We start from the raw sequence: 14,756 nt of genomic DNA on the forward strand, positions 1-14,756 counted from the left end.
TGTAAACTGTGATAAACTCTATATTGAACGACGATCAACTGCTGCGCTATTCGCGCCATATTCTGCTTGATGAAATTGGCATTGAGGCACAACATCGCTTTCTAAATGCACATGTATTGATTGTCGGGGTTGGTGGACTAGGTTCTCCGGCAGCGATGTACTTGGCTGCGGCAGGCATTGGTACGCTAACCCTAGTCGATGCTGATACTGTCGAACTAACTAATCTTCAACGCCAGATCCTGCATCCAAGCGACAGCATCGGGCAAACTAAGGTTGAATCCGGGCGCGCAACGCTTGCACACCTTAATCCAGAGGTGTGTGTTAACGCAATCAATTCGCACGCGGATGATACTTTGCTACAAAAATGGGTGTCCCGCGCTCACATCGTGCTTGACTGCACTGATAATTATATAACTCGTCATATAATAAATCGAGCATGCGTTCAGCATCGAGTACCGCTAGTATCTGGTGCGGCACTACGCTTTGACGGGCAGATTAGTACTTTCGATGCACGCGACCCAGCCTCACCGTGCTATGCGTGTATTTTTCCAACAGACCGACTATTTTTTAATGAAGTCGCGTGTTCGACAATGGGTATTTTTTCCCCGTTAGTCGGCATTATCGGGGCAATGCAAGCAGCTGAGGCATTGCGCGTAATCGCAGAAGTTGGATGTACGTTAGTTGGACGGTTAATGATGCTTGACGCAATGATAATGCATTGGCAGACGATACGCATCGGCCGCCAAGCTGATTGTCTCGTTTGTGGCTCAATGCGCCTCGTGTCACACTTTTAGCAAGCGGTCGAGCGCCGCCCGGATTTCTTGTGGCTCGTATGAGGCTAATACGTCCTCAACCGGCTTTCTCAGACTTTTTAACCGCGCGCGTAATACTTCTTTCTTAACTAAAAGTAACTGACTCGGATGCATCGAAAACTCGGTGAGCCCCATCCCTAGGAATAGCCGTGTTAGCGCTGGATCTCCCGCCATTTCTCCACATACTGATACCGGCACGCCAGCTTGTTTGGTCTCGCGAAGTATCATACTAATCAGTTGTAGTACTCCAGGATGCAGTGGGTCATACAGATGTGTAACCGTATTGTCTGTTCTATCAATTGCTAAGGTATATTGAATTAAGTCATTAGTACCGATTGATAAGAAATCGAGCCGCTTCAGAAATAAGGGCAGCGCAATAACGGCAGCTGGGATCTCAATCATTGCGCCAATTCGTACGTTCGGATCAAATGCCAGTCCTGCGTCGTCGAGTTGCCTCTTAGCTTGGGCAATTAGATTTAGTGTTTGATCAATCTCCAATGCATGAGCGAGCATCGGGATAAGAATCCTAACGGGTCCAAAAGCTGAGGCACGCAGAATAGGCCGTAGCTGGGCGAGAAATATTTGCGGCTTAGATAAACTCCATCGGATCGCACGCAATCCAAGTGCTGAGTGAGAGGCTATTTCTAACCCATTTGTCGAATCGATTAATTTATCGGCACCAATATCGATTGTTCGGATTGTCACCGGCCAACCATTCATCGTCTGAACAACACGCCGATACGAGTTGAATTGCTGCTCTTCTTGAGGCAGCTCGCCGATCGGGTTCATAAACAAAAATTCGGTACGGAACAGCCCGATTCCAACTGCGCCAGCATCTAACGCGGCGCATGCATCATCTGGCATCTCAATATTTGCTAGTAAATTTATCTTCGTACCGCATATAGTCCGTGCCGGCAAAAACTTTAAGCGCTGCAGTTTATGTTGTGCAAACCACTGTTCGCTTTGTCGACATGTATATTCCTCCAGAACAAGTGGTGTCGGATCAACAATTACTACCCCACGATCGCCATCGACGATAATCATATCGTTCTGCTGAATCAACGAGCTTGCCTGCTGCACACCTACTGTTGCTGGAATGCCTAAGCTGCGCGCGACAATCGCAGTATGCGATGTACATCCACCCAGGTCTGTGACAAACCCAAGAAACTTCTGCGCTTTGAATTTTAATATATCTGATGGTGCAATATCATGCGCGACCACAATCATCTTGTCAGCGTTATGCTGTACGCTGTTGGTCATTATGTCGTCTGTCGTTGACGCGACTAAAGCCTGCAGTATGCGCTCGATAATTTGCTCTAGATCTGTCTTGCGTGTTCGAAGATACTCATCATTAATATTATCAAAGTGCTTAGATAAACGTTCCAGTTGCTCAGTAAGCGCCCACTCAGCGTTGTAGCCCCGTACACGTATTAATTCAATTACCGCCTCTACTAGCATTTCATCGACGAGGATTAGTATCTGAACATTAAGGAATGCGTCTATCTCACCTGGCGTATCTGCTGGTAGCTCAGAATGCAACATAACTAGTTCGTTGTAAACGGACTGTTGTGCAGCGATAAATCGGGTCACTTCGGCCTCAATACAGTTAGGCTCAACTAGATAATAGATAACATCTAATGCGGCACGTGTAATCAGGTACGCTCGACCGATCGCGACACCTCCAGATATAGGGATTCCATGCAGCGTGAATGACACGCGCACCTCCTCTAGTTATTTATGTTGGAGCAATTAAAAATATCGAACACGTGTTTAGAAATTCACCCGCGCTGACCGCTACCACTTACGCCTATTAGCTATTTAATATAGCTTCACCTGGTTAGGCTCATCATAAGTTCCACTCTATATTCTTTCGCAGCCGACAATTTCACAGACAGAAATCTGCACATATTTCTAGGTGACTTAACTATTATCGCCGATTAGCTCTATCATTATTGATATTCGCCGAACTTGCCCGAGATTAGTGCTAGGATCGCATCCATCGCCTCTTGCTCATCGGAACCTGAAGTCTCAATAGTAATTGAACTACCAATACCTACTGCGAGCATCATGACCCCTATAATGCTCTTTGCGTTGATCCGTCTGTCATTACGCGCTATCCAGATCTGACAATGAAAGCTACCCGCTAGTTGAGTCAACTTAGCGGATGCTCGTGCATGGAGCCCCAATTTATTAACGATCGTTGCTTTTTTTTGAATCATGTGCTAGTTAAAATTGAAAAGACAGAGAGCTTACATCGGGAAAACGTAATCCCAGCATAGCCCACTCATCGCAGCATCTGCTGACGGGCAGAGGCTATACGATGTCAACGCAGATTTAGGGTAGTCAAAACTATTACAGTGCATAGCATTCATGTACTGTAGGAAACACCTGCGGCAGTAAGATATGCCTTTCGACCCACCTTTAATGCTTTATCTTACAAAAACACATACAGTGGTACACTATGCGCACTAGAATCGGCAGATTATCCCCCCTACAATCGAACACACAGTAATGACTCTGGTTAGACTTAATGTTAGCCGTTTCTTGCCTAACATTGTTATTAATACCCGTACACTATAATAAATAGTTAACTAGGTTGACTTGGATCGTCTAGGACCCTATGTTAGTTAACTGAATGTTCCAGAGCGTCGACAAATATTGCTGCGACATCAAGCCCTGTTTGCTCGGTAATCTCCCGAAAACATGTTGGACTTGTGATATTAATCTCAGTGAGCCATTCTCCAATCACGTCTAGACCAACTAGAAGAAGACCGCGATCAGCCAGCACAGGACCTATCGCCCTGGCAATCTTAAGGTCATGCGACCCTAGCAACTGCCCTCGCCCAACCCCACCAACAGCTAGATTTCCCCGGATTTCGGTGCCTTGAGGAATCCGAGCAAGTGAATAGGGCACTGGCTCCCCCCCGATTAATAGAATCCGTTTATCACCGTCCTTAATTTGAGGAATATACTTCTGTGCCATCACAGTACGTGTACCATTTCTACTAAGCATCTCAATCGTTGAACCTAAGTTCATACTGTCCTCACATATTCGGAATACACCTCTACCGCCCATACCATCTAATGGCTTAAAGATTACATCGCAGTGCTCTCTGTGAAATGCCCGTAGACGCGCCATATCACATGTAACTAGCGTGGGGGCAGCGAACTGCGTGAACTCACTGATTGCTATCTTTTCAGAATGATCTCGGATAGCGCCTGGCTTATTAAAGATCCGCGCGCCCTGCCTCTCAGCAATTTCTAAAAGCCATGTCGATGTTACATACTCCATATCAAATGGCGGGTTTTTTCGCATCAGAATGAAACTAAACGTGCTTAGGCTACGATTTTCCGAGCGTTTTATATCGTACCACTGGCCTGGGTTTGTATAATCGCCAATAATTGAAAAGCGCTGTACCTGAGCCTCGATACTGCACCCTGTATATACGATTTGCCGAGGCTCGCATGTATAAAGAATATAGCCGCGGCGTGCAATTTCAGCCATCATAGCGTATGTCGTGTCTTTATAAATTTTAAACTGCAGTAGTGGGTCAGAAATAAATAAAATATCCATGGATTGTTCCAGCGGCAAACAGCTATCTAGATGTATTGTCGTACAGCGAAATACTTTCGTACTTAATAGGTTACGCGCGGCTACCTGCCGCGTTAGTGCTCTCCAATTTACTTGGTGTGTCTAGTGTAGCGCTAGGAACGCAGTAACAACGTATGTATAGAGACGATTCGATGGTGTAACAGAATATCTGGCACATACATCCGCTAATGAGCCGAAATTAACAATATGAGGTGCACATCTGATATGTACTGATTTTAATCAGGAACATAAGCGTATAGATACAGTACAAGATATAAACTAATCAGAAATCACTCGTATATGAATACTACACGCTTTAACACCGTTTCGTTATGTGAGCAACAAGTCCAATCTATATTGGACACGCGTATGAACTAGATGGGATAGCTGCTCGGTAAAGCGCCGATAAACCTGAAAAACTTCTTACTTATTTTAATATGGTGTGATTTTTACTCTATCGTTCGTCTATCACACAGAGATGCCCCTTAGAACTACTCATATAGATTCTCTGTCGTAGGCTAGAGTACTCTTGCTTACTGGATTCTAGTAGCAGATAGCCCTAACCTAACAAACTCTCCAACGTGCCAAGTTACGCGCTAGGTTCACTTAGCAACGAACTAAGTTAGGGCGCACGTATAGCTAGCCCCCCTAGAGATTTAAGAGAGTACTAGTATTCCACACGGCTTAAATCCTGCTTGATATACATTAGATAAAAACCTGATTAATAGCAGGTTAAAGACCGCATTTCTTCTTACTAGTTATATATGGACCTATGGACCGTTGTGTATAAATTAGCGTTAGTTACGATCTTAAGCTGTAAAATTCACGCTACCGATCCGATAATGCTTTGATGATGCGTATTAATGCGATATAGATTGACTAGATTAGGCAGATTATCATAATCTACCTTATTCTTAAGCTCAATGACATTGAAAATAATGTATGTAGACCGCAATACCAATAATGGGTATGCTCAATATACTGATGCCACTAAATAGATTAGTAAGATAGATTTATCATCAAGATTAAATCTGCTATCGCATGTAATTCCTACCCGAATGGTTTTCTTTGACTACAGATTATACTGACTTTACAGCATAGCATCTCCTTTTGAAAACTAAGGCTATTAACCTCTTCATCATTACATCTAAGAGAATTAGGGGTAATATGTAATTGTGCGACACATTTTAGGAAGGAATAGCATTAAAACAATCTAATAGCGTGTTCAGTGATTTAAAAGCTAACTTAGGCTAAATATCAAAAACCCACCTCGTCTTAGATCCGAATATCTAGGGCGGGGGGTGGCAGAGCTATAGAACAGGCTATCTGCACCCGGATAGCCTCTGATTATTAGGATACTTAATATTACAAAGTACATAGAAGTCTTAAGTAGGTTCCAGCAGCACTCACCTATCCAAATTTTGATGTTTTTGATGAAGAGATATGGGGTGGTACGTTTATACAAGACCAGCCGTATGCGTGGCTATGTATGGTATTAACCATCTAATTTGACTTGGGATAAAAGAGCACACCCTCGAAAATACGCATTTTATTATACGTAACAGCACGTCAACATTTCATCCTGAAGGCTATGCTTTTAGAGAAAGAAAGAGTTGACTTATATACTACTTTTAAAAGTAGTATACGTTTAATTTTAGAAAAACTTTATTAAAATATATAATATCTGACATTATAGGGAATCTCTGTAGCTAGAATACTTCTAAGTAATGGTACGCAGAGCATTTTTCAAGAATTATTTATACCACGCTGTGGATTCTTTTAAAAAAGAATAAAAATTGCATAGTTATTACAACTCATTTAAAATGGTAGGCTATATATGTAAAAGCATAATTATAATTCGGCTCTATTAGATTCAGCTAACTTATACTTAGATTGCGTAGCACTTACCTATATTAAGTTGCCCATTTCTTTATATCTGGCAAGCACGTAGCGAATTTACACTGCCATCCGATTAGTGAGAGGTTGACATTTGTCGCGCCTATTTTAAAATTTGAATTTGTTGCTAACACAGCAGAATACGATTACATGTATGTATCTAGCCCTGTAAAAATGTAGTAATCACCGTTTAAACCGGCAATATATAATATTTTTCTCAAAATTTATTAATGTTTATTTATATTAACCTCTAACTAAACCTGGCGGAAAATATACATCCTGGTCCCAGCGAGGTGGAAAAGATTTAGCTAATTCCCGGAATAATTACTATTAATCTGGCTATCAATTAGCTGAAGTAGCTTACGATAGACTCACAAGAGAATAAGTAACTATAATCAGACGCGTTTTCGCCTATTTTTAAGACAACGAATGGTTAGCTTAGCACTACTTCTATAGGTTTCTGCGTTCTATTTGCGCTCGTCCATCAACTTTGACGATACTTGCGCTCTGTGCCTGTATGTCCGCGTGATAACTGGAGCGGACCATTGCACCCACAGCCGCATGTGAGAAACCCATCGTATACGCTTCTTGCTCGTACATCTTAAATATATCTGGATGGACATAGGCACGCACCGGAAGATGATATTCCGAAGGTTGTAAATACTGACCGATTGTCAGCATATCAACATCATGTGCCCGTAAATCGCGCATAACCTGTAAGATCTCTTCTTCAGTTTCTCCCAGCCCAACCATTAATCCAGACTTTGTTACAATGTTCGGATATATTGTCTTAAAGTCTCGTAATAGCTTCAAAGAATGGGCATAGTCAGAACCTGGACGTGCTTCTTTATATAGTCGTGGTACGGTTTCAAGATTATGATTCATTACATCTGGCGGCGCCGTCTTAAGAATGGTTAACGCACGCTCTAACCGCCCCCGGAAATCTGGGGTTAGTATCTCGATCTGGGTTTTCGGCGACAGCTTTCGAATCTGCCTGATACATTCCGAAAAATGTTCAGCGCCGCCGTCTCGTAAGTCATCGCGGTCCACACTAGTAATCACAATATAGCGCAGCTTCAGCATAGTAATAATGCTCGCTAATTTCAGGGGTTCGTCTGCATCCAGAGGATTCGGTCGTCCATGCCCAACATCACAGAACGGGCAGCGGCGCGTGCATTTATCTCCCATGATCATGAATGTTGCTGTTCCCTTACCAAAGCATTCTCCAATGTTTGGGCAACTACCTTCTTCGCAGACCGTATGCAGCTTATGCTCGCGCAGGATATGTTTAATCTCATAAAAGCGGGAGTTGTCAGTTGTTGCTTTCACGCGGATCCAATCCGGCTTCTGCAGCTTCTTAATTGGTACAATCTTGATTGGAATTCTTGAGGTTTTATCCCAAGCTTTTTGCTTCACGCTCTGATTAGATGCGGTGTAAGAGATATGCACCTTGACCTTGGGTGCGGATAAGGGAAGAAATGAATCGGAAGAGACGGTTGTCATATTGAATTCAGTTCGGTTAGCGGCCACGTCTTACTCAGCTATCTATGGAGTTAGCATGTTCGCATGCCCCCCATTAGGGGGCTGAAACAACAGTGATCGGAGGTAGATTAATAGTCAGTTGATTAGCAAGCGTCTGCGCCACTTCATGCCAATCTGGTAATACTCCAAACGAGGCCATATCAACCGTTTCAAGACCAACGTAGCCACATGGGTTGATATCGCGGAATGGTTCGAGATCCATTTTCAGATTAAGGCTCACACCGTGATATGAACAACTATTTCGGATTTTTAGACCGATCGCGGCAATCTTCGCAAGAGTATTTTGATTTGAAGATATGATCTCTACATAGATGCCGGGCGCACCGGCTTGTCGCTTACCAGCCAAACCATACGTCGCCAGAGTGTCAATAACCGCTTGCTCAATATGCATTACAAGGTCACGAACCCATAGCCGCCTGCGTCGCAGATCAACCAAAAGATAGGCAATAACTTGGCCTGGCCCATGATAAGTAATCTGTCCACCACGATCGGTCTGGATAAGCACTATACCACTATGTAAAGCAAGTAGATGGGCAGGATTCCCTGCTTGGCCTAGCGTGTAGACTGGAAGGTGCTCGACTAGCCAAATTTCGTCTGGGGTACACGGTGTGCGTTCGGCAGTGAAGACACGCATCGCGCGCAGGCTCACCTCGTAGGACTCGACACTACGCCAACGCACGATAACATTATTTAACATCTCTGTTAAGACGGTCGGCTTTATGCTGAAATCAGTCGAGGGCACAGATATGACTTCGTTAGTTTTCAGAAAACTAGCTTTAGCTACAAGCGACTACGCCGATAAAGTTTGGAGTCTATTTGAGTATACCAGATAATCCCGTCTAGAACAGCAAGCTCGACTACTATAGTTATAATGTATACAGAGCAAATATAGTAGTCGAGCTTAAAGTGAGTATGCTTTTCGAAACTAGGCCATCTAGCATACAGCCACATGATCTGAACGAGTTATATCGCGCATTTAATACCGAAATCAAGAGGATTTATCATTCAATTATTCTTGTGCTTAATATATATCGGGATAACTAAAATCATGGCGATAGCCGGTCACAGCGAAAAACTATATTTTCAGCTAGCTGAAAATATAGCTAATAAAGAACATGCTAGCACTATGTACAAGTAGTTTCTCAGTGAAGAATTGCTATAGATAACTTAATTATCAACTTAGATAAGCTAAAGGCTTTCCAGATGCACCTCTATAGCTCAAAACTGTTTCATAATTCACACAAGCGCTTTCTAATATATACTATAATCAGTAAATTAAGTCTGCACATTAAAAGTCTAAGCTAACATGTCGCTAGCTACTGATAATATAAGTCGAGTCAGTGATCTGTAATCCCAGCCAAAAATTGGTATTTTCTCCTTCCGATTTCCGTATAGTAAATAACGACACAGATTATATATCTCACCGGACATCGCTTAATAAAGCATCTTTTCTAGATGCAATCTTTCGTGGCATTACACATACCATAAAATACTGATAGGCTTAATAAGCGTATACTATCTGCATTATGTATCAAGATATAAAGTACCCAGCTACCATCATGTAGGCAGATCTAATTAGATAGAGTAGGTGATAGTGGCAATAAACCTATTTTGAGACTCGTCGGGTCTCGCTATAAAGTTGGAGGAATAAGGGGCTATAAGCTATCGATATAAAATTTGATAGTTTTATTATCATAGTACGAATTTTACTTCGGATGCCTGATAGGCAGATGGTAAAATTATCTAGCTGCATACGGCTAGTCGCACGTACAGTCACCGTGAGGCTAACATGGTTGGCGTTTTTGGCTTTGCACTTGTACATCATCAGCATTTAAAACTAGATTTTCGAATTTTTCCAAATTACCTCAATAATAGTTTGCTTAAACTGCGGGTGTGACTTGCTCATTATCTTTATTAGAAAGTCACACGGGAACTGCAATAGCGATTTATTCGGTGAATTTATAACTGCAGTTCTCTAATTTTCTGACTTATGCAACGCGTACTCTCAGTAGTTTCAATGATTGATTACTTTATTCCTACCTTTAGGTTTTCTTAGCAAACATCAGTAGTACTGTATCTAACAAGCGTCTAAAGATACCAGCTTCTGGAGCAGTCTGCAGAGCTATAGCCGGGAACTTCTTTAGCACCTTATCTCCGACGATAACCTTTACTGTACCTACTACTTGCCCATTAGTAATCGGGCTAACAAGCGGATGATAGCACTCTAGTACCGATAGGACTCTATCACCCATACCATGGGGAACTGTTATGTACTGGTCTTTTTTAACTCCAACTGGTACCGTATATTTTTGACTTTTATACACGCGGGGCGAACTAATAATCTGGTTAGCTGTATATAATCTTATCATGTCATACGCGGTGTAGCCGTAATTAAGCATATTCAGGCTATCTTGCGTGCGATCATGTTCTTTTAATTCTCCCATAATCACACTTAAAAGCCGGCGCGGTACACCTGATGCTCCTGGCAGTAATCGTTTTGCACTGGCAATTAGGCAGTAGCCTGCTGCCTTAGTATAGCCAGTCTTAACTCCATCCACTGTTGGATCAATCCACAGTAACCGATTGCGGTTTAGCTGTTTAATCTTATTGTAAGTAAAATCCTTGACTGCAAAAATAGAATAATATTCAGGATAGTCCAGCATTAAATGCGCCGATAGCAGAGCTAGGTCAGCCGCACTCGTATAGTGCAGAGAGTGAGGCATGCCACTTACGTCAGCATAATGCGTATTTTTCATGCCCAGCTTCTGCGCTGTCTCGTTCATCATCCGCACGAAGTTTACTTCGCTACCGCCAATGAGTTCTGCTAGCACAATCGCCGCGTCGTTTCCAGACTGTACGATCATTCCATACACTAGGTCATGCACAGTCACCGGCTTTTGTGCCTCGATAAACATGCGTGATTCGTCTGTATGCATTTGGTAGACTGACTGGCTTGGTATTACCATCTGCTCCATCGAAATTTTCTTGGTCTTCAACATATCGAAAACCAAGTACGCCGTCATCAATTTCGTTAACGAAGCGGGCTCAACTCGCTTATTAGCATTAGCCGATGCGAGTGTCTGCATACTGCTAACATCAATAAGTACCCAGGAGCTCGTATTAACCGTCGGAAGCGACACCTGCGCGAACACATCTTGCGAAATAATAGGAGCAGATGCGGTGAGTACAGCAGCTAGCACACATGTAAACGTTGCAGCGCGTCCAGCAACATTCCGGATAAAGATCAAACGCATAGCAATCGAATTAACATTAAACATAAGGAGTTCGAGTAGCCAACTGCTATGGAGGCATAGTAGCAATCAATTAAACTGATAGGCAGATCAAACCCCGCGTGTTTCACACAGAGGGCAATGCTTATTGTACATGACAGCTCTCGCTAGCGTATAAATGCAGCTACGCTATTGTAGCTTATCAAGCAAATTAAGGTACATTAAAGTCTGTGAGACACACTAACTATACAATATACAAGATCAAGGGGGTGATACATACGAGTAATGGATATTTATGAGGAGCGGTCTCTTCAATAATTAGTTTGCGATTGACTATACTCTATTACGCTCGTGCCTAGGCCAATTTAAATTCGCCACCGGCACTAGAATAACGCTCGGAATAAAAGGACGATATAGGGGATACCCCGTTTAAATTTCGTAGTACACAATGTAGTGCAGATTGAATAACAGAGCCTAGTTTCTCTATCATAAACACTGCACAGCATAATTGCAGTGCTTCAGTGCCTAGAAACATAAATATGAAAAGCCATGCAATTGGAGTAATTTCCACCGCCCCCTCAGGGGTATTCGTATATTGCCTACAGCAGCATGATCCGACTAAAGATTTCCACTACATACGAGTCAAGCTGAGTCTAAGTAGTAAATAGTTATTTTAATACTATAAAGTATATATACCGAAATAGTTCCTTAGCTAAATAAGGCAACAAGTATCAACGTTCATCGGCGTAGGTATGATATGTCTCGCATCGAGCTTAGCATTGAGCACAACGCTGTTTCTACTTGGATCTAGTTCTAGCACTAGAGAAAGCTTTCTATTCTTCATAGAAGAAATCATCGAATTTGGGGAAGCATAGAATGACTACGGTTATAAGATAATTGGCGATTAAGTAGCAGCGATCAAAGTCTAAATCGGGTACAACAAAGTGCCAACTTTTATCAATGTATCGCAAGGCATAGTACCGCCTCGCTACAATAGAAAAATGTCCAATCATCCTTCCCCAAAAAAACTGTCTAGCCTTCTAGGCGAGAGCGGCGCTGGTTATGGATTGCCACTAGCAATAGCCGGCGGTATAGAATATAAACAGCTTCTCGAACTGCTTGACCCGCAGCCTTCTAGCTGGGCACTTGAAGTAGTCTATGAGACCGGATCGACTAATGCAGATCTCGCTGCACGGCTAAAAGCCGCACGCAGGATACCGTTCGATCCCCATGTACGTGTTGCCTATTCTCAGACAGCAGGACGAGGCCGGCGCAGCCGGCCATGGTTGGCTACCCCGGGTAATGCGCTGCTGTTTTCCATTAGTCACTTGATGCCACGCACACCAGATCAACTTTCTGGGCTGAGCCTAGCTCTCGGCGCAACAATCGTAGACGGATTACGTACTTTACCGCTCAATGATGTCCGCCGGCTCTTGATCAAGTGGCCAAATGACATCTTGTTAGATGGGGCGAAGCTAGCGGGTGTTCTAGTAGAAACCGTATGGAATACTTGCGACGCTACCGCACTGGTAGTGGGAGTTGGCCTGAACATTACTAGTACCGATAGTTTAGCGCAGCAGATTGCATTGTCGCATAAAGCGTTTAGCACTACTTCCCCGCTTATGCCTAGCGCACTATCTAGCGCATGGCCACATGCTACGCTGACCCCCGTACTCGGCGCGGTGCTTAATGCATTAGCAATTGGTCTAGAGCGATTTGGCCAGTATGGCTTCGAGCCGTTCCTTGATACCTGGATTGCCGTGCATGCGTATATAGGACAGGAAGTACTCGTCTTAGGACAGGGAGGGGAAGTAGCGCAAGGTATCGCATACGGCATTGATGAAAAGGGACGACTGTTAATACGTACGCCACAAGAAATTCGGGCTATTACTACAGGCGACGTGTCGCTACGGCTTTCCCAAAACATCACTACATTATCGCATCCAGCTTCTGATCTATTTTCTTATAAGGCGCATATAAATAGACTGTCGACAGCTAACGCATCCATAGTAGAACAGCATGCACCTAGATTACCTATCTGCGGCGCGTCTGCGCCCCATCCATCAGTCACGGTGCTCCCGAGTCCCAGAGCGCTACCAGTTACTAGATGCGCGCACGAAAAAGACGTATAACGATGACGCGTAATCGACTAATGATCGATCCTAATCTTGCTGGCACAACTAGTCACCGTCTAGTAATCGATGCGGGCAATAGCCGTACTAAATGGGCACTAGTGCATGCTGATGGTAATCTACAACAACTCGGTGCATTCTCGTATGAAAACACGCCGGGAGACTTCCGGGCGCGCATGGCCGGACTACAGGAGTCCAATTTTCCAGCACCAACCGATATTTGGATCTCCAACGCTGCCGGAAAGCACGTCGCTGGGCAGTTGTCGGCAATGCTTGATGCGCACTGGCCAGGAATTACACGCACTACTATTGTGTCGCGCTCATCTCAGTGTGGAGTGAGGAATGGATATAGCGAACCGACACAACTGGGTACAGATCGTTGGGCTGGTATGATTGGTGCTCATGCAGCTTATCCGCATGAGCATCTGCTAATTGTCACACTCGGCACTGCAACAACGATTGAGGCACTATGTGCCGATGGAATTTTTATTGGCGGCTTAATTGCACCGGGGTGGTCATTAATGATGCGCGCGCTTGGAGAGCATACCGCACAGTTGCCGACGCTGACACCAGCAAGTGCACGCTCGGCTCTAGTTATCAAGCCAAAGCTGATATTTGGAACGGATACGCCAGCGTCTCTGTCTACTGGATGCGCGCTTGCGCAAGCTGGTTTAATTGAACATGCTTATTTAATATGGCGTGCCGAACTAGATGGTGCGCCGATACGTATAGTTCTTGGTGGAGGCGGTGGCGACGTAGTAGCAGCGCTGTTAACTGTACCATATACGCGGCATGATCATTTGATATTATCCGGTCTTGCGCTAATTGCACAGGATGAGGTAAAAACTCATAAGCATGGTGCCTGATTCAGACCTTCTCTGGAAACTGGAATCGTACATAATACGCTGTTTAATTGCTAGAATTTTTAGAGCTGAATGCATTAGGATTCATAGCTTGTTTAGATGCAATGCCCGTCTAGATTTTTGACCCAGCGCAGGTAGAAGCCTATTATTAGTAGAGTAAGCTGGGACTCTGTCGTTGCTATCCATGCTCTTAACTCCTGCAATCCGTAGAGCATATACGCCACAACAGTTTTGTTGTCGAATGGTCATGCTCGAAGGGAATTACTAGTGTGCGGCCGCCCCAGCTGCGTACCAATACTGCTTCTGGCAACTCGTCCATACTGTAGTCGCCACCTTTCACTAGAATATCTGGACGTAACGAGCGTATCAACTCAATCGGTGTTAAGTCGTTAAACATCACGACATAATTAACGCTTTCTAACGCGGCAAGCAACGCCATTCGGTCTGTCTCTAAGTTGATTGGGCGATCAGAACCTTTACCGAGCTGGCGCGCAGAGGCATCGCTGTTGACGCCTACCACTAAAGATGTGCCTAACGATCGAGCACTATCTAAATACGTCACATGCCCACGATGTAGGATATCAAACACACCGTTAGTGAACAAGATGCCCGAGCCAAGTGAAGCTCGGCGAGCAAGCAAGGCCTGACAATTGACAATTTTACGTTCGAATGAAGCTGACATTAACCTA

Annotated in this window: 10 protein-coding genes and 1 pseudogene; 3 read left to right on the plus strand and 8 right to left on the minus strand. The window is 43.9% G+C overall.

The window, feature by feature from the left end; translation table 11 throughout:
- Positions 1-23 precede the first annotated feature (23 nt).
- Positions 24-794 carry a HesA/MoeB/ThiF family protein gene (locus K0T93_RS03630; RefSeq protein ID WP_225721809.1) on the plus strand — a complete coding sequence of 257 codons (771 nt, stop codon included), beginning with the start codon at positions 24-26 and terminating at the stop codon, positions 792-794.
- Here K0T93_RS03630 and ptsP read toward each other — a convergent pair.
- The 7 genes and pseudogenes from ptsP to K0T93_RS03665 all read right to left on the minus strand — a co-directional run bounded on the left by ptsP (position 783) and on the right by K0T93_RS03665 (position 11,096).
- A complete protein-coding gene (gene ptsP, locus K0T93_RS03635; protein WP_225721321.1) occupies positions 783-2,528 on the minus strand; it encodes a phosphoenolpyruvate--protein phosphotransferase in 1,746 nt (581 codons plus the stop codon). The two genes, K0T93_RS03630 and ptsP, sit on opposite strands and share 12 nt — an antisense overlap.
- Before the next feature lie 233 nt (positions 2,529-2,761).
- Positions 2,762-3,031, minus strand: coding sequence for an HPr family phosphocarrier protein (locus tag K0T93_RS03640; RefSeq protein ID WP_225721322.1), 270 nt, complete (start codon positions 3,029-3,031; stop codon positions 2,762-2,764).
- A gap of 404 nt (positions 3,032-3,435) precedes the next feature.
- Entirely contained in the window at positions 3,436-4,386 is a 951-nt protein-coding gene (gene gshB, locus K0T93_RS03645; protein ID WP_225721323.1) for a glutathione synthase, read from the minus strand.
- A 2,364-nt stretch (positions 4,387-6,750) separates the two neighbouring features.
- Positions 6,751-7,803 (minus strand): lipoyl synthase, encoded by a 1,053-nt coding sequence (lipA, locus tag K0T93_RS03650; protein ID WP_225721324.1) that lies wholly within the window; start codon positions 7,801-7,803, stop codon positions 6,751-6,753.
- Between the two features lie 73 nt (positions 7,804-7,876).
- Positions 7,877-8,539: a lipoyl(octanoyl) transferase LipB gene (gene lipB, locus K0T93_RS03655; protein WP_225721325.1), complete on the minus strand. Its 663-nt coding sequence runs from the start codon at positions 8,537-8,539 to the stop codon at positions 7,877-7,879.
- A 1,163-nt stretch (positions 8,540-9,702) separates the two neighbouring features.
- A pseudogene (locus K0T93_RS04550) lies at positions 9,703-9,748 on the minus strand (hypothetical protein); the annotation flags it as partial.
- Positions 9,749-9,884: 136 nt separating this feature from the next.
- On the minus strand, positions 9,885-11,096 hold the full coding sequence (locus K0T93_RS03665) for a D-alanyl-D-alanine carboxypeptidase family protein (protein WP_225721327.1): 1,212 nt from the start codon (positions 11,094-11,096) through the stop codon (positions 9,885-9,887).
- A gap of 977 nt (positions 11,097-12,073) precedes the next feature.
- Here K0T93_RS03665 and K0T93_RS03670 point away from each other — a divergent pair.
- Positions 12,074-13,204: a biotin--[acetyl-CoA-carboxylase] ligase gene (locus K0T93_RS03670; RefSeq protein WP_225721328.1), complete on the plus strand. Its 1,131-nt coding sequence runs from the start codon at positions 12,074-12,076 to the stop codon at positions 13,202-13,204.
- Positions 13,205-13,206: 2 nt separating this feature from the next.
- A complete protein-coding gene (locus tag K0T93_RS03675) occupies positions 13,207-14,070 on the plus strand; it encodes a type III pantothenate kinase (RefSeq protein WP_225721329.1) in 864 nt (287 codons plus the stop codon).
- A 187-nt stretch (positions 14,071-14,257) separates the two neighbouring features.
- Here the strand turns inward: K0T93_RS03675 and rfaE2 are convergent, their stop codons facing one another.
- Positions 14,258-14,749 carry a D-glycero-beta-D-manno-heptose 1-phosphate adenylyltransferase gene (gene rfaE2, locus K0T93_RS03680; RefSeq protein WP_225721330.1) on the minus strand — a complete coding sequence of 164 codons (492 nt, stop codon included), beginning with the start codon at positions 14,747-14,749 and terminating at the stop codon, positions 14,258-14,260.
- Positions 14,750-14,756: the final 7 nt, after the last annotated feature.

Origin of the sequence: Candidatus Vallotiella sp. (ex Adelges kitamiensis) (assembly GCF_020342435.1) — a bacterium.
Taxonomy (GTDB): Bacteria; Pseudomonadota; Gammaproteobacteria; order Burkholderiales; family Burkholderiaceae; genus Mycetohabitans.

Excerpts from the sequence above, each read along its gene's own strand:
- K0T93_RS03640 (WP_225721322.1), bottom strand. The coding sequence starts at position 3,031 with ATGATTCAAAAAAAAGCAACGATCGTTAATAAATTGGGGCTCCATGCA.
- gshB (WP_225721323.1), bottom strand. The coding sequence starts at position 4,386 with ATGGATATTTTATTTATTTCTGACCCACTACTGCAGTTTAAAATTTAT.
- lipA (WP_225721324.1), bottom strand. The coding sequence starts at position 7,803 with ATGACAACCGTCTCTTCCGATTCATTTCTTCCCTTATCCGCACCCAAG.
- lipB (WP_225721325.1), bottom strand. The coding sequence starts at position 8,539 with ATGTTAAATAATGTTATCGTGCGTTGGCGTAGTGTCGAGTCCTACGAG.
- K0T93_RS03665 (WP_225721327.1), bottom strand. The coding sequence starts at position 11,096 with ATGCGTTTGATCTTTATCCGGAATGTTGCTGGACGCGCTGCAACGTTT.
- K0T93_RS03670 (WP_225721328.1), top strand. The coding sequence starts at position 12,074 with ATGTCCAATCATCCTTCCCCAAAAAAACTGTCTAGCCTTCTAGGCGAG.
- K0T93_RS03675 (WP_225721329.1), top strand. The coding sequence starts at position 13,207 with ATGACGCGTAATCGACTAATGATCGATCCTAATCTTGCTGGCACAACT.
- rfaE2 (WP_225721330.1), bottom strand. The coding sequence starts at position 14,749 with ATGTCAGCTTCATTCGAACGTAAAATTGTCAATTGTCAGGCCTTGCTT.